Annotated in this window: 17 protein-coding genes; 11 read left to right on the forward strand and 6 right to left on the reverse strand. The window is 72.4% G+C overall.

Annotated features, from left to right (window positions below; all coding sequences use genetic code 11):
- Positions 1 to 115: 115 nt before the first annotated feature.
- The gene (locus AB8O64_RS23630) at positions 116 to 781 is read right to left on the reverse strand and encodes an O-methyltransferase (protein WP_130879739.1); all 666 of its coding nucleotides are present in this window, start codon (positions 779 to 781) and stop codon (positions 116 to 118) included.
- A 130-nt stretch (positions 782 to 911) separates the two neighbouring features.
- Between AB8O64_RS23630 and sigE the strand changes: the two genes are divergently transcribed.
- The 5 genes from sigE (at position 912) to AB8O64_RS23655 (ending at position 5,570) form a co-directional block, all read left to right on the forward strand.
- On the forward strand, positions 912 to 1,688 hold the full coding sequence (gene sigE / locus AB8O64_RS23635) for an RNA polymerase sigma factor SigE (protein WP_370421231.1): 777 nt from the start codon (positions 912 to 914) through the stop codon (positions 1,686 to 1,688).
- Positions 1,685 to 2,452 carry a zf-HC2 domain-containing protein gene (locus AB8O64_RS23640; RefSeq protein ID WP_370421233.1) on the forward strand — a complete coding sequence of 256 codons (768 nt, stop codon included), beginning with the start codon at positions 1,685 to 1,687 and terminating at the stop codon, positions 2,450 to 2,452. The genes sigE and AB8O64_RS23640 overlap by 4 nt, the downstream gene beginning before the upstream one ends.
- 106 nt (positions 2,453 to 2,558) lie before the next feature.
- Positions 2,559 to 4,202, forward strand: coding sequence for a trypsin-like peptidase domain-containing protein (locus tag AB8O64_RS23645; RefSeq protein ID WP_370421234.1), 1,644 nt, complete (start codon positions 2,559 to 2,561; stop codon positions 4,200 to 4,202).
- Positions 4,203 to 4,309: 107 nt separating this feature from the next.
- On the forward strand, positions 4,310 to 4,744 hold the full coding sequence (locus tag AB8O64_RS23650) for a sec-independent translocase (RefSeq protein WP_370421235.1): 435 nt from the start codon (positions 4,310 to 4,312) through the stop codon (positions 4,742 to 4,744).
- A gap of 118 nt (positions 4,745 to 4,862) precedes the next feature.
- Positions 4,863 to 5,570 carry a hypothetical protein gene (locus AB8O64_RS23655; protein ID WP_370421237.1) on the forward strand — a complete coding sequence of 236 codons (708 nt, stop codon included), beginning with the start codon at positions 4,863 to 4,865 and terminating at the stop codon, positions 5,568 to 5,570.
- A gap of 71 nt (positions 5,571 to 5,641) precedes the next feature.
- Here the strand turns inward: AB8O64_RS23655 and AB8O64_RS23660 are convergent, their stop codons facing one another.
- The 3 genes from AB8O64_RS23660 to AB8O64_RS23670 are packed head-to-tail and all read right to left on the reverse strand — an operon-like array spanning position 5,642 to position 8,743.
- Positions 5,642 to 6,802, reverse strand: a complete 1,161-nt coding sequence (locus tag AB8O64_RS23660) for an Mrp/NBP35 family ATP-binding protein (protein WP_356454091.1) — start codon at positions 6,800 to 6,802, stop codon at positions 5,642 to 5,644.
- Positions 6,803 to 6,846: 44 nt separating this feature from the next.
- Positions 6,847 to 7,449 carry a DUF1003 domain-containing protein gene (locus AB8O64_RS23665; protein WP_356454090.1) on the reverse strand — a complete coding sequence of 201 codons (603 nt, stop codon included), beginning with the start codon at positions 7,447 to 7,449 and terminating at the stop codon, positions 6,847 to 6,849.
- Entirely contained in the window at positions 7,439 to 8,743 is a 1,305-nt protein-coding gene (locus AB8O64_RS23670) for a magnesium transporter MgtE N-terminal domain-containing protein (protein ID WP_356454089.1), read from the reverse strand. Before AB8O64_RS23670 ends, AB8O64_RS23665 begins: the two co-directional genes overlap by 11 nt.
- Before the next feature lie 180 nt (positions 8,744 to 8,923).
- Between AB8O64_RS23670 and AB8O64_RS23675 the strand changes: the two genes are divergently transcribed.
- Positions 8,924 to 9,712, forward strand: a complete 789-nt coding sequence (locus AB8O64_RS23675) for a hypothetical protein (protein WP_370421240.1) — start codon at positions 8,924 to 8,926, stop codon at positions 9,710 to 9,712.
- Here AB8O64_RS23675 and AB8O64_RS23680 read toward each other — a convergent pair.
- Positions 9,709 to 10,224, reverse strand: a complete 516-nt coding sequence (locus tag AB8O64_RS23680; protein WP_370421242.1) for a hypothetical protein — start codon at positions 10,222 to 10,224, stop codon at positions 9,709 to 9,711. The genes AB8O64_RS23675 and AB8O64_RS23680 overlap by 4 nt on opposite strands.
- A 317-nt stretch (positions 10,225 to 10,541) precedes the next feature.
- Here AB8O64_RS23680 and AB8O64_RS23685 point away from each other — a divergent pair, with 317 nt between their 5' ends.
- Positions 10,542 to 11,516, forward strand: coding sequence for a DMT family transporter (locus AB8O64_RS23685; protein ID WP_370421244.1), 975 nt, complete (start codon positions 10,542 to 10,544; stop codon positions 11,514 to 11,516).
- Between the two features lie 120 nt (positions 11,517 to 11,636).
- Here the strand turns inward: AB8O64_RS23685 and AB8O64_RS23690 are convergent, their stop codons facing one another.
- The gene (locus AB8O64_RS23690) at positions 11,637 to 12,743 is read right to left on the reverse strand and encodes a magnesium and cobalt transport protein CorA (protein ID WP_356454086.1); all 1,107 of its coding nucleotides are present in this window, start codon (positions 12,741 to 12,743) and stop codon (positions 11,637 to 11,639) included.
- A gap of 474 nt (positions 12,744 to 13,217) precedes the next feature.
- On the opposite strand from AB8O64_RS23690, the gene AB8O64_RS23695 reads away from it, so the two are divergent.
- The 4 genes from AB8O64_RS23695 to AB8O64_RS23710 all read left to right on the forward strand — a co-directional run bounded on the left by AB8O64_RS23695 (position 13,218) and on the right by AB8O64_RS23710 (position 16,480).
- Positions 13,218 to 13,814 carry a suppressor of fused domain protein gene (locus AB8O64_RS23695; RefSeq protein WP_370421246.1) on the forward strand — a complete coding sequence of 199 codons (597 nt, stop codon included), beginning with the start codon at positions 13,218 to 13,220 and terminating at the stop codon, positions 13,812 to 13,814.
- Between the two features lie 193 nt (positions 13,815 to 14,007).
- On the forward strand, positions 14,008 to 14,658 hold the full coding sequence (locus tag AB8O64_RS23700; RefSeq protein ID WP_130879751.1) for a DUF6758 family protein: 651 nt from the start codon (positions 14,008 to 14,010) through the stop codon (positions 14,656 to 14,658).
- 174 nt (positions 14,659 to 14,832) lie between these two features.
- The gene (locus tag AB8O64_RS23705; RefSeq protein ID WP_370421247.1) at positions 14,833 to 15,708 is read left to right on the forward strand and encodes a PHP domain-containing protein; all 876 of its coding nucleotides are present in this window, start codon (positions 14,833 to 14,835) and stop codon (positions 15,706 to 15,708) included.
- Between the two features lie 166 nt (positions 15,709 to 15,874).
- Entirely contained in the window at positions 15,875 to 16,480 is a 606-nt protein-coding gene (locus tag AB8O64_RS23710) for a MarC family protein (RefSeq protein ID WP_130879753.1), read from the forward strand.
- Positions 16,481 to 16,501 lie beyond the last annotated feature (21 nt).

The following is a 16,501-nucleotide window of genomic DNA, read 5'->3' on the forward strand; positions in this document are numbered from 1 at the left end:
GCAGGCCCACGATTCTTTTACTGCCCCGGCAGCCGGATCACCGGCACCGGGGCAGTGGCATGTCCGGGGCCTGCCCAGGCCCCCGTCATGCCGCTTTCCCGCCCCGTCGCACCGCTCAGCCGCGCCGCACGGCGCACAGCAGTCCGTCGCCGACCGGCAGCAGGGACGGCAGCAGCACGGTGGACTCGCGTACCGCCCGGAGCAGTTCGCGCAGCCGCTGGACCTCCGCGGGCTGCGCCGCGGAGTCCACGGTGCGGCCGTCGGCGAAGACGCCCTCGAAGCAGACGAGGCCGCCGGGCCGCAGCAGGCGCAACGATTCGGCTAGGTAGTCGAGGCACTCCAGCCGGTCGCCGTCGCAGAAGACCAGGTCGTACCCGCCGTCGGCGAGGCGCGGCAGCACCTCCAGCGCACGGCCGGGGATGAAGCGCGCCCGGTTGCCGGCGAAGCCCGCCGCGCGGAACGCCTGCCGGGCGAACTGCTGGCTCTCGGGGTCGCTGTCCACCGTCGTCAGCACGCCGTCGGGCCGCATGCCGTGCAGGAGGTGGATACCGGAGACCCCGGTGCCGGTGCCGATCTCGGCGACGGCCTTGGCGTCCACCGCCGCGGCGAGCAGGCGCAGCGCGGCGCCGGTGCCGGACGACACCGAGCGAAGACCTGCCTCACGGGCCCGGTCACGGGCCCAGCGCAGCGCCTCGTCCTCGGCGACGAACGCATCGGCGAACGCCCAGCTCGTCTGCCGGTTGCCGGTAATGGCCCTCTCCTGTCCCCGTAGTCGACGCACCCGTGACTGTATCCGCTGACCACGGGAACCCGCAGATGGGACCGGGCGTTGAGAGGAGCAGAGGCAGTTGGCGGACCAAGACCAAAAGCAGGTCAAAAATACTTATCCGGAGCTAACGGGCGGGGTGGATATGGTAGGGGCTCTACTGGAGACCGCCAGAGCCGACAGGGGAGGTGCGGCTGCGGCCGGAGACCGTCGGAGAGCGCTGCGGCGCTTTCGCAGGTCCGCCGTCGAGCCGAAATCCGTGACCAACACTGCTGACAACCCCACCCGCACCGCAGACGCATCCACCGCGACTTTCGCCACCGATGCGGATGCTCAGGCGTGGACCCCTCCCACCTGGGAGGAGATCGTCAGCACTCACAGTGGCCGGGTCTACCGTCTCGCCTACCGCCTGACCGGTAACCAGCACGATGCCGAGGACCTCACGCAGGAGGTCTTCGTCCGTGTCTTCCGATCGCTGTCCACGTACACCCCGGGCACGTTCGAGGGGTGGCTGCACCGCATCACCACCAACCTCTTCCTCGACATGGTCCGGCGCCGTCAGCGCATCCGCTTCGACGCGCTGGGCGACGACGCCGCGGAGCGGCTGCCCAGCCGCGAGCCCTCCCCGCAGCAGCACTTCAACGACACGCACTTCGACGCGGACGTCCAGCAGGCGCTGGACACCCTCGCCCCGGAGTTCCGCGCCGCGGTGGTCCTGTGCGACATTGAAGGACTGTCCTACGAGGAGATCGCCGCGACCCTCGGCGTGAAGCTCGGCACCGTGCGCAGCCGTATCCACCGTGGCCGCTCCCATCTGCGCAAGGCCCTGCAGCACCGCTCGCCCGCCGCCCGGGCCGAGCAGCGCGCGGTGGCGGGTGTGGCTCCCGGCATTCCTTTGGGTAGGGAGGTCGGGATCGCGTGACCGGTTCAGGCGGTCAGTCCCCCGCCGAGCACCATCTCGGCGACCGCCTCGCGGCCCTGGTCGACGGGGAGTTGGGACACGACTCTCGGGAGCGGGTGCTCGCGCACCTGGCGACCTGCTGGACATGTAAAGCGGAAGCCGACGCTCAGCGCCGGCTCAAAAGCGTGTTCGCCCAGGCGGCGCCCCCGCCGCTGTCCGACAGCCTGCTCGCGCGGCTCCAGGGCCTGCCGGCCACCGGGGGCGATGACGGGCCGGACGGACGGCAGGGCCCGGGCGGTCCGGGAAAAGGCGCCTTCGGCGTACGGGCGGAGGAGCTGGCTCTGCTCCCGGGCGTCGACCACCGGCCCCTTGAGCGCGGCTTCCGCACCCACGACGTGGAGCGCGGCAGTGTGCGCGGGCGCCGGTTCGCCTTCGCCGCGGCCGGTGCCGTCTCGCTCGCCGCGTTCGCCCTCGGCGGCTCCCAGCCGCTGGAGACGACCGTGGACAGCCCCCGGGCCCGGGCCGAGAACGCCCGGCGGATCGCGAGCCCGCTCGCCATGGCCCCCGGCCGGGTCCGTGAGGACACCCGCCGGGAGCGGGGGATGGCCGCCGCCTCGCAGGACCGGCCCACCGCGATGAGCGCCCCCGTGGTGCCCACCTCGCTGAGCGTGGCCCTGCTGCGCCCCTCCGGGGCGCCGCTCCTGCCGCCGCTCATCCGCACCACGCTCGCCGTCCCGACGGCCCTCCCGTCCCCGCCCGCGGCGGGCTCGTCCACTTCGCACTGACAACCGAGGCCCACTGCGCACAACCGGGCAGACCTGGTTGAATCCATAGTGGGCCGGGCATGCCTCGGGCGATGCCGCGCGCCCTCAGGCGAACCGTGGGGAGAAGATGGACGAGGGGAAGGCGGGGGCTCCCGGGCCCAAGCCGCAGTGGTGGAGCCGTCCGCGCCGGGCGCAGGCCGACCGGCCGGACGGGGCGGGCGAGCAGCCCGTACCCCCGGGGGCGCAGCAGTACGCGGGTGCCGAGGCGCGGCCCGTGGCGCCGCCCCTGCCGCAGGACGCACCGCGGGAGGCGCACCCCGCGCACCCGGCCGAGCAGACCCCCGCGGACCCGGTGGCCCCGCCCGTCACCCCCGCCCCCGGCCACGACGCCGCCCCGGCCCCCCTGCACGCCCCCGATCCGTACGGGACGCCCCCGTACGGCGGTCCGGGCCCCTGGGCCCCCGCACCGCCCGTCCAGCGCCCGGTGACCCCGGCGCACGGCACCCATCTGCCGCCGGCGGGCGTCACCCCCGCGCACGGCACCCCCTTCCCGGCCGCGGCGCCCCCGGCCGGGCCCCAGCCGGGTCCCTGGCAGTACGACCCCTGGGCAGCCCGGCCGCAGGGCGCGCCGGGTTCCCACCCCGTCGAGGCACCGGCGAAGCGGGCCCGGCGCGGCAGGCTCGTGGCAGGGGCCGCTCTGGTGGCCCTGGCCGCTGGTGGGATCGGCGGCGCGATCGGTGCCCACCTGGAGCGGGACGGCGGCATCGGCGGGAACGTGACGCTGCCGCAGGCGTCAGCGGAGCAGGCGAGCCGCGCCCCCGGCAGCATCGCGGGCATCGCCGCCCGCGCGCTGCCCGGCGTGGTGACGATCCATGTGCGCGGCGGCGAGGACCAGGGCACCGGCACGGGCTTCGTGCTCGACAAGCGGGGCCACATCCTCACCAACAACCACGTCGTGGAGCCCGCCGGGGCCGACGGCTCCATATCCGTGACCTTCAACGGCGGCCAGACCGCCAAGGCCACCGTCGTCGGCCGGGACAGCGGCTACGACCTGGCCGTCATCAAGGTCACCGGGGTCTCCGGGCTGACCCCGCTGCCCCTGGGCAATTCGGACTCCGTGCAGGTCGGTGACTCCGTCGTCGCCATCGGGGCGCCGTTCGACCTCGCGGGCACGGTCACGACCGGCATCATCAGCGCCAAGGAGCGCCCGATCACCGCGGGCGGCGAGAAGCGCGACGGCAGCGACGTCAGCTACGTCGACGCGCTGCAGACCGATGCGCCCATAAATCCGGGTAACTCCGGCGGCCCCCTGATGGATGCCCAGGCCCGCGTGATCGGCATCAACAGCGCCATCCGCTCCGCCGGGAGCGAGGACGGCCCCGGCGGCGGCCAGGGCGGCAGCATCGGCCTGGGCTTCGCCATACCGATCAACCAGGCCAAGCGGGTCGCCGAAGAGCTGATCAACACCGGCAAGGCCACCCACCCGGTCATCGGCGTGACGCTCGACATGGAGTTCACGGGCGACGGCGCGCGGGTGAACACCCAGGGCGCCAAGGGCCCCGCCGTGACACCCGGCGGGCCGGGCGACAAGGCGGGCATCGAGCCCCGGGACGTGATCACCAAGGTCGACGGCGTTCCGGTGCACAGCGGCCAGGAACTGATCGTCAAGATCCGCAGTCATCGCCCGGGCGACCGGCTCGGTCTGACCGTCGAGCGCGGCGGCCGGGAGCGCACCGTGCAACTGACCCTGGGATCGGCGGACGCGGGCTGACAGGCTTTGGCCCGATGTTGGCCCGGCTGTTCCCTCGGCCCGCTCCGGGCCAGGTACCGTGATAGATGGCCTGGCCCGTCGGCCACTGACGCATCAAGGAGCTGCACGTGCTCGACATAGGATTCTTCGAGCTGGTCGCGCTCGCCGTGCTGGCGGTGCTCATCTTCGGCCCGGACAAGCTGCCCAAGGTCATCCAGGACGTGTCCCGGACCCTGCGCAAGATCCGGCAGTTCTCCGAGAGCGCCAAAGAGGACATCCGCTCCGAGCTGGGCCCGGAATTCAAGGACTTCGAGTTCGAGGACCTGAACCCCAAGACCTTCGTCCGCAAGCACGTCCTGGACAAGGACGAGCTGGGGCTGAAGGAGATCCGCAACGGCTTCGACTTCAAGTCGGAGATGGCCGAGGTCACGGACGCCGTGCACGGCCGCGAATCCACCCGGCCGGCCCCTTCCGCGGGCGGCTCGGACACCCCGGACCTGCTGAAGAAGCAGGCCACGCGGGATGTCGGCACACCTCCGCCGTTCGATTCCGACGCCACCTGAGTTCGCGTATGCCGGGCGCCATTGACGGGGGTGGCTATCCTCCCTGTGTTTGGGGTGAAGTCGTCCTTGAGGGGCGTGCTCGCCCGGGCCGGCAGGGCAACAAGGAGGCGCCACGCAGATGGAGACGACGAGTCGGGTAGGGGCCCAGGGGGCCGGTACAACCGATGCGTCCGCCGTGGACACCGCGTCCGCGGTGCAGGAAGCGGCACAGGGCGGGACCGGTACCCGGCGGTCGGTCGACGGCTATCTGATGGCTTCGTTCCCGTGGTACGGCCTGGACGAGGCGTACACGGGGCGGCGCTGGCTGATGCAGGTGGGCGCCGCCGCCGACGGCACGGTGGAACACGGGGCGACGGGCCACGGCGAGGAGCCCTCGCTGCGCGGCGAGCACATCGGCGGCCACGGCTCCCGGCAGCGCTTCGCGGTCGTGGTGACCGTCGCGAGCCGCCCGCTGCGGCGCAGCGCCGACGGTACGGGCGTGCTGGAGGCCACCTCGGTCTCCTCGGCGGCCTGGCTCGCCGGTTCGGGGCTGCTGTCGTGCACGTGGCCCGCGCAGATGGAGCGGGCCCTGCGGCAGGACTGGCTGGACCAGCAGACGGCGCTGGCCTGGGAGCTCGCGGACCATCTGGACGACGCGGCGTGGTCGACGCTGTCGCTCCCGGTGGACGGGGTGCCGACCGAATTCCGCTACCGCGAGTCCGAGTACGGCTGGGTCCTCGCGGGGTCGGCCGAAGGAGGGGTCCACCTGGGCGCGTACGGGCGTGGCATGAGCGCGTACGGCATGGGCTTCTCGGTGATCAAGGAGATCGCCTCCTACGAGCACTGACCGGCATCCGGTCATGGGTAAGGGGCGGCCTCCGAGGGAGACCGCCCCTTACCGTCCGGCTCCGCGGCCGGTCAGAACTTATTGCGCGGGGTGATGCCCAGCGACATGCCCGACAGGCCGCGCTGGCGGCCGCCCAGCTTGCCGGCGATGGCGCGCAGCGCGCTGCCCGCCGGGGACTCCGGGTCGGTCAGGACGACGGGCTTGCCCTCGTCGCCGCCCTCGCGCAGCCGCACGTCGATCGGGATGGAACCCAGCACCGGCACGTTCGCGCCCGTGGTCCGGGTCAGGCCGTCGGCGACCCGCTGACCGCCGCCCGAACCGAAGACGTCGACCATCTCGTCGCAGTGCGGGCAGGGCAGCCCGGACATGTTCTCCACGACGCCGACGATCTTCTGGTGGGTCTGCACGGCGATCGAACCGGCGCGCTCGGCGACCTCGGCGGCGGCCTGCTGAGGGGTCGTCACCACCAGGATCTCGGCGTTCGGCACGAGCTGCGCGACGGAGATCGCGATGTCACCGGTGCCCGGCGGCAGGTCCAGCAGGAGGACGTCGAGGTCGCCCCAGTAGACATCCGCCAGGAACTGCTGGAGCGCACGGTGCAGCATCGGGCCGCGCCACACCACCGGGGCGTTGCCCGGAGTGAACATCCCGATCGAGATGACCTTCACGCCGTTCGCCGACGGCGGCATGATCATGTTCTCGACCTGGGTGGGCTTGCCCTCGGCGCCCAGCATGCGCGGCACCGAGTGGCCGTAGATGTCCGCGTCGACGACGCCGACCTTCAGCCCGTCGGCCGCCATCGCCGCCGCCAGGTTGACCGTCACGGAGGACTTGCCGACGCCGCCCTTGCCGGAGGCGACCGCGTAGACGCGGGTCAGCGAGCCGGGCTGGGCGAAGGGGACCTCGCGCTCGGCCGTGCCGCCGCGCAGCGCGGAGGCCAGCTCCTTGCGCTGCTCGTCGCTCATCACGTCCAGCTCGACGGTGACGCCCGTGACGCCGGCGACGCCCGCGACCGCGTCCCGTACGTTCTTCGTGATCGTCTCGCGCATCGGGCAACCGGACACCGTCAGGTAGACGACCACGGCGACGGTGCCGTCCGCGGCGATCCCGACGGATTTGACCATGCCCAGCTCGGTGATCGGCCGGTGGATCTCGGGGTCGTTCACCGTCGCGAGCGCGGCGCGGATCGCGTCCTCGCTCGGCGCGGAGCCCGGTGCAGTGTCGGTAGCCATACGGTCGATGGTACGGCGCCCGACCAGGGCCGCGGAAAGGGCTGTCAGCGGTCGCGTTCCTCACTCTCTTCCGGGAATATCCGCCGCTGTTCCAGTTCCTTCACCAGCTCCTGGAACTCCGAGCGGATCCAGTCCCGTGTGGCGACCTCGCCGAGCCCCATCCGCAGCGCCGCGATCTCCCGCGTGAGGTACTCGGTGTCCGCGATGGACCGCTCGTTCTGCTTGCGGTCCTGCTCCAGATTGACCCGGTCCCGGTCGTCCTGCCGGTTCTGCGCCAGCAGGATCAGCGGCGCCGCGTACGAGGCCTGGAGCGAGAGCATCAGGGTCAGGAAGATGAACGGGTACGTGTCCCACCGCAGATGAGCGGGCGCGGACGTGTTCCACACCACCCACAGGATGATGACGATCGTCATCCACACGATGAAGCGGCCCGTGCCCAGGAACCGGGCGATCCGCTCCGAGGCGTGGCCGAAGGCCTCCGGGTCGTACGTCGGCAGCCAGCTGCGCCGCTTGAGGCGGGGCTGGTCCAGCCGCACCCGCTGCGGGGCGGCGGACTGCGCCTTGGCCCGCTCCTTGGCCCGGTCCTTGGACTCGCCGCGCTCCCCGCGCGGGGTGAGCCCGAAGTCGCGGCCGCGGTCAGTGCCCATCGACGCTCTCCCGCAGATCGCTCATGTCCAGCGCGCCGTGGTGCAGCTCGGTCTCCCGCCAGTCCTCGGGCAGCAGATGGTCCAGGACGTCGTCGACGGTCACCGCGCCCAGCAGCGAGCCGCTCTCGTCCACGACGGGCGCGGCGACCATGTTGTAGGTCGCCAGATAGCTGGTGACGGCCGGCAGCGGGGTGCCCGGCGGCAACGGCCGCAGATCCGTGTCGGCGATCGAGCCGACGAGCGTGAAGGGCGGGTCGCGCAGCAGCCGCTGGAAGTGCACGGTGCCCAGATACTTGCCCGTCGGCGTCTCGTCCGGCGGCCGGCAGACGTAGACCTGCGCGGCGAGCGCGGGGGACAGATCGGGGTTGCGCACCCGGGCCAGCGCGTCGGCGACGGTGGCGTCCGGGCGCAGCACGATCGGTTCGGTGGTCATCAGCCCGCCGGCCGTCCGCTCCTCGTACGCCAGCAGCCGCCGTACGTCGGCGGCGTCGCCCGGCTGCATCAGCGTCAGCAGCCGCTCCATCTCCTCCTCGGGCAGCTCCGAGAGCAGGTCGGCCGCGTCGTCCGGGTCCATCGCCTCCAGGACGTCGGCGGCGCGCTCCTCCTTCAGCTTGCCGAGGATCTCGATCTGGTCGTCCTCCGGCAGCTCCTCCAGCACGTCCGCCAGCCGGTCGTCGTCCAGCGCCGCCGCCACCTCCGAGCGCCGCTTGGGCGACAGATGGTGCAGCACATTGGCCAGGTCGGCCGGGCGCAGCCGTTCGAAGGTCGCCAGGAGGTTCTCCGCGCCCTGCCCCTGCTCCTCCATGGAGAAGCCCGTCACGGCCGACCACTCGACCGTCAGCGTCTCGCCCTTGCGGCGCAACGCCCCGCCCTTGCCGCGCCGCACGAAAACCTTGTCGATCTCCCAGTCACGGCGGGCCGGCAGCTGGGTGATCGACACATCGAGGACCGTGACCTCGGCGTCCTTCGGATCCGCGTCGGCCAGCCGCACCCGCCGGTCCAGCAGCTCGCCGAGGATCAGCCGCTCGGTCGGCCGCTGCTCGAAGCGCCGCATGTTGACCACGCCCGTGGTGATGACCTGGCCGGACTCCACCCCGGTCACCCGGGTCATGGGCAGAAAGATCCGGCGCCGGCTGACGACCTCCACGACCAGCCCGAGGACCCGCGGCGGGCGGCCACCGACCCGCAGCATCGCCACCAGGTCGCGCACCCGGCCCACCTGGTCGCCGTTCGGATCGAACACGGCCACGCCCGAGAGGTGCGAGACGAAGACCCGGGGGGCGCCTGCTGCCATGCCGCGAACCTCCTGACCCCTGGCCGTTCCCCGGCCGGTCACCGGCCGATCTGCGATTCAGGCTAACGTGACCGGCTGCGCCCCGCCGCGAGGGTGCGCCCGTACGGTCTCCCCGCGTACGCTCCGGGCGGCGCGGGTACGCTGCCGTACTCCCATCGGTAACAGGAGGCAGGAGCCAAGGTGCGAACCCGGAACGCGGCCCTCGTAGGGGCAGTGTGCGCCGCCCTGGCCGCGACGCTCACGGCCTGCGGCGGCAGCACCCCCGAGGACCCCGACAAGGGGACCAACGGTGTCGGCAAGCTCGAAGCCACGGTGATCCAGACCAAGGCCCGCGCGGCCGCCCGCAGCGCCGCCGCGGTCCACCTCTCCGGCAACGTCGTCAGCCAGGGCCGCACGTACAAGCTCGACATGCGGCTGAAGAAGGACGGCGGCATGGGCCGGGTCTCCTCCAACGGCAGCACCTTCGAGCTGCTACGCGTCGGCGACGCCCTGTTCCTGAAGGCGAACAAGGCGTTCTGGTCGCACGACGCCGTCCCGGGCCAGGGCGCGGCGGGCACCCCGGGTGCCGCCACCGGGAAGCCGGCCGCCAAGGGCGACGCCGCGGCCGCGGCCGACAAGCTCGACGACAAGTACGTGAAGGTCCCGACCGGCGACCCCTCCTACCAGCAGTTCAAGGGCTTCACCGACAAGGACGTGCTCCTCGACGGCCTCCTCGGACTGCACGGCAAGCTCGCCCGCGGCGAGCACGGCACCGTCGGCGGCGTCCGGACGATCCGCATCAGCGGCGGCGCGGGCAACGGCGGCCAGCTCGACGTCTCGCTCAACGGCACTCCCTACCCGCTGCGCGTGCAGCGCGCGGGTGGCGGAGGCCAGCTGGAACTGGGCGGCTGGGGCCAGGACTTCGCGCTGGCCGTGCCGGAGAAGAAGCAGATGGTCGACTACGGGAAGCAGATCCCGCGGACCGGCTAACGCCGCTTCTTCCGCCCCAGGCCCTTGCGCAGCAGCCTCGGCAGCGCCGCGGGCATCGGCTGCCGGGTCGTGGCGGACGTCGGCAGCGGCCTGGCGGCCAGCGAACCGTCGGGCAGCTCACCGGTCGCCCCGTTCGGCTCGATCCGCAGCACCCGGCAGTCGCGGGCCCACCGCTCCTCGATCGTCTCGGCGTCCGGCGCGTTGAGCCGCTTGCCCTTCAGCTCGCCCACGGCCCCCTCCCACGCCTCGCCCCGGGGCTCCAGCACGGTGACCCGGCCGACCCACATGACGAGCCGCCCGCCCTTGTCCTTGCTGCGCACGGTCACGGTCGCCACCCCGCCGTCCTCGAGCGCGAGCCCCTCCAACGGCTGCTCCCCGGGCCCGCCCACGAGATGCACGGCACCCTCGTGCCACACATGCCACAGCGCACGGCTGGGGCCGGTGGGCCCTTCCACCCAGATGAGACCGGACTTCTTGGTGGCCTCTTCGATCAGGGCCTGCGTCAGCGTCATGCGATTACCTTAAGCGGCGGGCATACCGGTCCACTGGCGTGATGGCGTGCCGGGTAACCGATCCTCCCCCAGGGGCGGAGGCGCCGCAGGCTCACCGGCCTGAGGGCTCGGGACGCGCAGGTGGGGTGCGGGGCGTAAAGCGAAGCAGCCCCGCGACCCACCGGAGCGGGACGGGCCCGACCCACGATGAACGCCCGGCGGCGCCGACGGCCCGAACCCCCACAGCCCGCCGCAGGCGAAACAGCGCTGCACCGGGCCGACGGCCTAAGCCCACCAGGCCCGCTGTAGGGCACAGCGCAGCGCATACGCTGGGAAGCGTGAGAGCAGCCCGTGCCCGTCGTGGCGACCCGTCCCCCGCGATATCCACCGATCCGCAGGGGCCCGAAGGGCAAGGCATGCGACCCGGGATGCGTACCGATCTGGTGCTGCTCGCGACAGCCATCGCCGGTGTCTCGCTCTCCGCCCCACTCATCGCCGCCACCGCGGCCCCCGCGCTCGCCATCGCGTTCTGGCGCAACGCCATGGCCGTCGGCGCGCTCACCCCCTTCGCCCTGTTCCGGCACCGCGCGGAGCTGTTCGGCATGGGCCGTCGCGCGCTGCTGCTGGCCGTCGCCGCGGGGGCGCTGCTCGCCGTGCACTTCGCGGTGTGGCTGCCGAGCCTGCACATGACCTCGGTCGCCTCCTCGACCGCGCTGGTCACCACCACCCCGATCTGGACGACGCTCCTGCTGCGCCTGCGCGGCCACCGCCCGCCCGCGCTCGTCTGGGCGGGCACCGCCCTCGCCTTCCTCGGCGTCGTGATCCTCACGGGCGTGGACCTGTCCCTCTCCCCGCGCGCCCTCGCCGGGGACGCCCTGGCCCTCGCGGGCGGCATGGCGGCGGCGGGGTACGTGCTGCTGGGAGCGGAGGTGCGGCGGACGGTGGGCACCCTCGCGTACACCTACGTCTGCTACGCCACGACGACCGTGCTGCTGCTCGTCACCTGTCTCGTCTCGGGCTCCGCCCTGGGCGGCTACAGCGGCGGGACGTGGCTCAAGCTGGCCGTGCTGACCGTCTGCGCCCAACTGCTCGGGCACTCCCTCATCAACCGGGTCGTCAAGGGCCTCGGCCCGTCCGTCACCTCGACGGCGATCCTGTTGGAGACACCGGGCGCGGCCCTGATCGCGGCCGTCTGGCTGGGCCAGCTGCCGTCCGCCGCGGCCTACCCGGCGCTCGCGGTGATCATGGCGGGCCTGGCCCTGGTGATCATGGCTGACCGCACCCGGAAGCCGCAGGTCGAAACGGGTGTCTGACGGGCGGGGTCTTCAACGGCCTTGTGAGGGCCCCGCCCCTACAGCCACCCGTTCCTCTTGCTGTGTTTTCCCGGGGGCAACCCCCGGGCCCCCGGCCGGTTCCGCTGTCGCCCCCCGCCTCTACAGCCACCCGTTCCGCTTGAACCCCCGGTGGATCGCCACACAGATCGTGACCGTGACGACCATGACCGTCGGGTAGCCGTACTTCCACTTCAGCTCCGGCATGTGGTCGAAGTTCATGCCGTAGATCCCCGCGATCATCGTCGGCACGGCGAAGATCGCCGCCCACGAGGTGATCTTGCGCATGTCCTCGTTCTGCGCGACCGACGCCTGCGCGAGGTTGGCCTGGAGGATCGAGTTGAGCAGGTCGTCGAAGGAGACCACCTGCTCGTGCACGCGCGCGAGGTGGTCCGCGACGTCGCGGAAGTACTTCTGGATGTCCGGGTCCACCAGCCGCATCGGCCGCTCGCTCAGCAGCTGCATGGGCCGCATCAACGGGGTGACGGCTCGCTTGAACTCCAGCACCTCACGCTTGAGCTGGTAGATCCGGCCCGCGTCGCCGCCGCGCGAAGTGCCCTTGCTGGGCGCGGAGAAGACATCGATCTCCACCTCGTCGATGTCGTCCTGCACCGCGTCGGCGACCGCGATGTAGCCGTCGACCACCTGGTCGGCGATCGCGTGCAGAACGGCCGAGGGGCCCTTGCCGAGCAGCACCGGGTCGTCCTGGAGGCGGTGGCGCAGCGCGCGCAGCGAACCCTGGCCGCCGTGCCGGACCGTGATGATGAAGTCCCGGCCGGTGAAGCACATCACCTCGCCGGTCTCCACCACCTCACTGGTGGCGGTGAGTTCGGCGTGCTCGACGTAGTGGATGGTCTTGAAGACGGTGAAGAGGGTGTCGTCGTAGCGCTCCAGCTTCGGCCGCTGGTGGGCGTGGATCGCGTCCTCCACGGCGAGCGGGTGGAGCCCGAACTCCCGGGCGATACCGGAGAACTCACGCTCGGTCGGCTCATGCAGCCCGATCCACGCGAAGCCGCCGTCGGCCCGTACGCGCCGCATGGCCTCCGCCGGGCTGATGTGGGCGCTCGCCCGCTTGCCGTCGCGGTAGACGGCGCAGTCGACCACGGCGCTGTTGGTGGCAGGGTCCCGGGTCGTGTCATAGGTGTAAGGGGCGTCCCCCCGGCGGAGGGCGGGGCGGACGGCTGCACGCAGGTCGCGGATCATCGACATGGCTGGCTCCTTCACGGGCCGGCCGTCAGCCACGGGCGCGGGCGCAACGCGGCCGGGAACGTGGACGTGAGTGCCTGGGCAGGGGGCTACGTCCGCGAATCGGGCGGCGCTTCGTGCGGTGCGTGGAGGCTGACGGCAGTTCGCAGAGAACTTCGCAGAGAACACGGAACAAAGCGAGACGAAGGCGCTCTTCCGTCAAGTACTGCGGGCGCGAAAGGACTTCCGGGGCCGGGACGGCCGAAACGGCGGCCGGGTCGCAGAAGGCTCTTGGGTCACACAGGGCGCGTCCGGAGCGGAGGGACGGGAGAACTGTCGGTACTGCACGGTCGACTAGGATCCACCGCAGCCCCACCTCCTCCGGCCGGTCCCCGCTGAGGGACGAACGTAATTCCCTGACCAGAGGTCAAGGCTAGCAGCCGCGTGGCGTACCGGACCCCGCCTTTGCCCGTTCGATACGCGTTCTATGCTCGCTGCATGTCAGACGTTCTCGCACTGGTCGAGGCCCGGCTGCGTACGGCCCTGGGCGAGCCCGACGCACGCGCCGCGGTCACCTTCCTGGGCACGGACCGCATCGAGGTCCTCCGCTTCACCGCTTCCGACGCCGGCGGCGAGGTCGTCCGCTACGCCACCCTCGGGATGTCCGCCCAACCGATGGCCGACCCCACGGCCACCCTGGTCGACCCGCTGCGCGGCCCCCGCGCCGAGCTGGTCCTCACCGTCCGCACGGGCCGGGCGGACACCGACAAGGTGCTCCGCCCGCTGGCCGTGCTCGCCGCGTCCCCGCAGGTGGAGGGCGTCATCGTGGCGCCGGGCGCGTCGCTGGACACCGGTGAGCCGCTCTGGCCGGAGGCCCCCTTCACCTCCGTGCTCGTCGCCGAGTCCGGCGGGCTGGTCGAGGATCTGGAGCTGGACGAGCCGATGGACCCGGTCCGCTTCCTCCCGCTGCTGCCGATGACGCCCAATGAGGCGGCGTGGAAGCGGGTGCAGGGCGCGGCGGCCCTGGAGGAGCGGTGGCTGCGGCACGGGACCGATCTGCGCGATCCGATGCGCGCCGGGGTCCCGCTGGGCTGATCAAGGCTCTCCGCGACTCGCGACCGACCGCGGCCGCCGTGGGGCGCGCGACGGCTTCCGCGCCCCACCCCCGTGCCGGATACGACTCGGACGGGACCAGAGCGACGGGCCGCCCGTGGGAATGCGCCATGACTCCGCCCGGACGGGTGATCGTCCTTGACGCGGCGCCGACCGCGGAGGACCGTTGGACCCTATGAGGGGCGAACCCAGTTGCCCGAAGTGCGGTGGCCGGGTGCGGGCGCCCGGTCTCTTCGCCGACTCCTGGCAGTGCGGCGTGCACGGAGCTGTGCACCCCTTGCAGCCTGTCGTCCCGCCGAGCGTCGAGGCGCTGGCCGTCGTGGTCAACCGGGCCCGGGTCCCCGTGTGGATGCCCTGGCCCCTGCCGGTGGGCTGGCTCTTCACCGGCGTGGCGTGCGCGGGCGACGACCGCAGCGGGGGGCGGGCCACCGCCGTCGCCTGTTCCGGACCCGGCCCGCTGGGCGGCCCCGGTGAGCTGCTGCTCGTCGCCGAGGAGCTGGGCGTCGGCCTCGGCGCGCGCTACGCGGGCATCGACGGCCCGGACCCCGGCCCCCATATGTGCGTGGACCGCCCGCCGGCCGCCAAAGTGCACGCCGCCGGCCGTCCCACCCCCCTCTGGCACGTCGAGGGCGCGCCCCACGACCGGGCCGTGTTCGCGGGCGAGGCGCGCGGGCTGTGGCTGTGGGCCGTCGTCTGGCCGGAGCGGTCGGGGCTGTTGATGTACGACGAGCTGGTGCTCACGGATCTGCGTGACGCGGGTGCGGAGGTCGATCTGCTGCCGTGCGGCGCGCTGTCGCCGCGCATCCTGTCGCCGGGGCCCCGCTGAGGCCCGCCCGGGGCGCGCCGAGGCGGTCCGGACGCCCGCGACATACGTCAGGCTTCCGTAAGTGATCGTGCATGCCTCTTGACCGGGCCGGACCCGGTCGTATTCAGGCCGTATTCAATCGACGGCTATCCTGAACCGGTCCTGTCCGTACCGCTTGCTGTGGGGAGCCGTGTCGTGCGCATCGATCTGCACACCCACTCCACGGCCTCGGACGGCACGGACACCCCCGCCGAGCTGGTCCGCAACGCGGCCGCCGCCGGGCTGGACGTCGTCGCGCTGACCGACCACGACGGGGTCGGCGGCCACGCGGAGGCCATCGCGGCCCTCCCCGCGGGGCTGACCCTGGTCACCGGCGCCGAGCTCTCCTGCCGCCTGGCCCCCTCCCCGTCCGGGGAAGCGGCCGTCGGCCTGCACATGCTGGCCTACCTCTTCGACCCGCTGGAGCCGGAGCTGGCCCGCGAGCGCGAGCTGGTGCGCGACGACCGGGTGCCCCGCGCCCGCGGCATGGTCGCCAAGCTCCGTGAGCTGGGCGTGCCCATCACCTGGGAGCGGGTGGCGGAGCTCGCCGCCGGCGGCGCCGTGGGCCGGCCGCACGTGGCCACCGCCATGGTCGAGCTCGGTGTGATCGACACCGTCTCCGACGCCTTCACCTCCGACTGGCTGGCCAATGACGGCCGTGCCTATGTCGACAAGCACGAACTCGACCCCTTCGAGGCCATCCGGCTGGTCAAGGCCGCCGGCGGGGTCACCGTCCTCGCGCACCCGCTGGCCGTCAAGCGCGGCCGGTGCGTCCCGGAGAGCGCGATAGCCGCCCTGGCCTCGGCGGGCCTGGACGGCATCGAGGTGGACCACATGGACCACGACGAGCCGACCCGCGCCCGGCTGCGCGGCCTCGCCGCCGACCTCGGTCTGCTGACCACCGGTTCCAGCGACTACCACGGCAGCCGCAAGACCTGCGAGCTCGGCGAGTACACCACCGACCCGGAAATCTACGGCGAGATCACGCGTCGCGCGACGGGCGCGTTCCCCGTCCCCGGCGCGGGCGGCTGACCCACCCCGGGCCTCGCCCGCTCCCCGGACCCGCCCTCCTGCCCTCCGGGTTCCCGTACGGCCCCGACCGTGCCCGTACGCCCGTACCCACCCCTACGCCCTCGGCACCCGCGCTCCTTCGCGCTCCCCACCTCCCCGCTCGCACCACTCCTGCAAGGCCCTCACTGTGTTCGACATCGCTGTCTTCGGATCCCTCTTCCTCACGCTTTTCGTGATCATGGACCCGCCCGGCATCACGCCGATCTTCCTCGCCCTCACCTCCGGCCGTCCCGCCAAGATCCAGCGGAAGATGGCCTGGCAGGCGGCGGCCGTCGCGTTCTGCGTGATCGCCGTGTTCGGCATCTGCGGTCAGCAGATCCTGGACTATCTGCACATCACGACGCCCGCGCTGATGATCGCCGGTGGTCTGCTCCTGCTGCTCATCGCCCTGGACCTGCTCACGGGCAAGTCGGAGGAGCCGACGCAGACCAAGGACGTCAACGTCGCGCTCGTGCCGCTGGGCATGCCGCTGCTCGCCGGCCCCGGTGCGATCGTCTCGGTGATTCTCGCGGTGCAGCACGCGGACGGCTTCGCCGGGCAGGTGTCGGTGTGGACCGCGATCGCCGCGATGCACATCGTGCTCTGGCTCGTGATGCGCTACTCGCTGCTGATCATCCGTGTCATCAAGGACGGCGGCGTGGTGCTCGTGACGCGGCTCGCGGGCATGATGCTCTCCGCGCTCGCCGTGCAGCAGATCATCAACGGTGTCACCCAGGTCATCAACGGCACCTGACGTCTCGGCCGAACCGCCCCG

The sequence above is a fragment of the Streptomyces sp. QH1-20 genome, from assembly GCF_041283565.1.
GTDB classification, from domain to species: Bacteria; Actinomycetota; Actinomycetes; order Streptomycetales; family Streptomycetaceae; genus Streptomyces; species Streptomyces syringius.

Bases quoted from the DNA above. Each gene is read 5' to 3' on its own strand.
- sigE (WP_370421231.1), top strand. From the start codon at position 912: ATGGTAGGGGCTCTACTGGAGACCGCCAGAGCCGACAGGGGAGGTGCG.
- AB8O64_RS23645 (WP_370421234.1), top strand. From the start codon at position 2,559: ATGGACGAGGGGAAGGCGGGGGCTCCCGGGCCCAAGCCGCAGTGGTGG.
- AB8O64_RS23655 (WP_370421237.1), top strand. From the start codon at position 4,863: ATGGAGACGACGAGTCGGGTAGGGGCCCAGGGGGCCGGTACAACCGAT.
- AB8O64_RS23660 (WP_356454091.1), bottom strand. From the start codon at position 6,802: ATGGCTACCGACACTGCACCGGGCTCCGCGCCGAGCGAGGACGCGATC.
- AB8O64_RS23665 (WP_356454090.1), bottom strand. From the start codon at position 7,449: ATGGGCACTGACCGCGGCCGCGACTTCGGGCTCACCCCGCGCGGGGAG.
- AB8O64_RS23670 (WP_356454089.1), bottom strand. From the start codon at position 8,743: ATGGCAGCAGGCGCCCCCCGGGTCTTCGTCTCGCACCTCTCGGGCGTG.
- AB8O64_RS23680 (WP_370421242.1), bottom strand. From the start codon at position 10,224: ATGACGCTGACGCAGGCCCTGATCGAAGAGGCCACCAAGAAGTCCGGT.
- AB8O64_RS23690 (WP_356454086.1), bottom strand. From the start codon at position 12,743: ATGTCGATGATCCGCGACCTGCGTGCAGCCGTCCGCCCCGCCCTCCGC.
- AB8O64_RS23695 (WP_370421246.1), top strand. From the start codon at position 13,218: ATGTCAGACGTTCTCGCACTGGTCGAGGCCCGGCTGCGTACGGCCCTG.
- AB8O64_RS23700 (WP_130879751.1), top strand. From the start codon at position 14,008: ATGAGGGGCGAACCCAGTTGCCCGAAGTGCGGTGGCCGGGTGCGGGCG.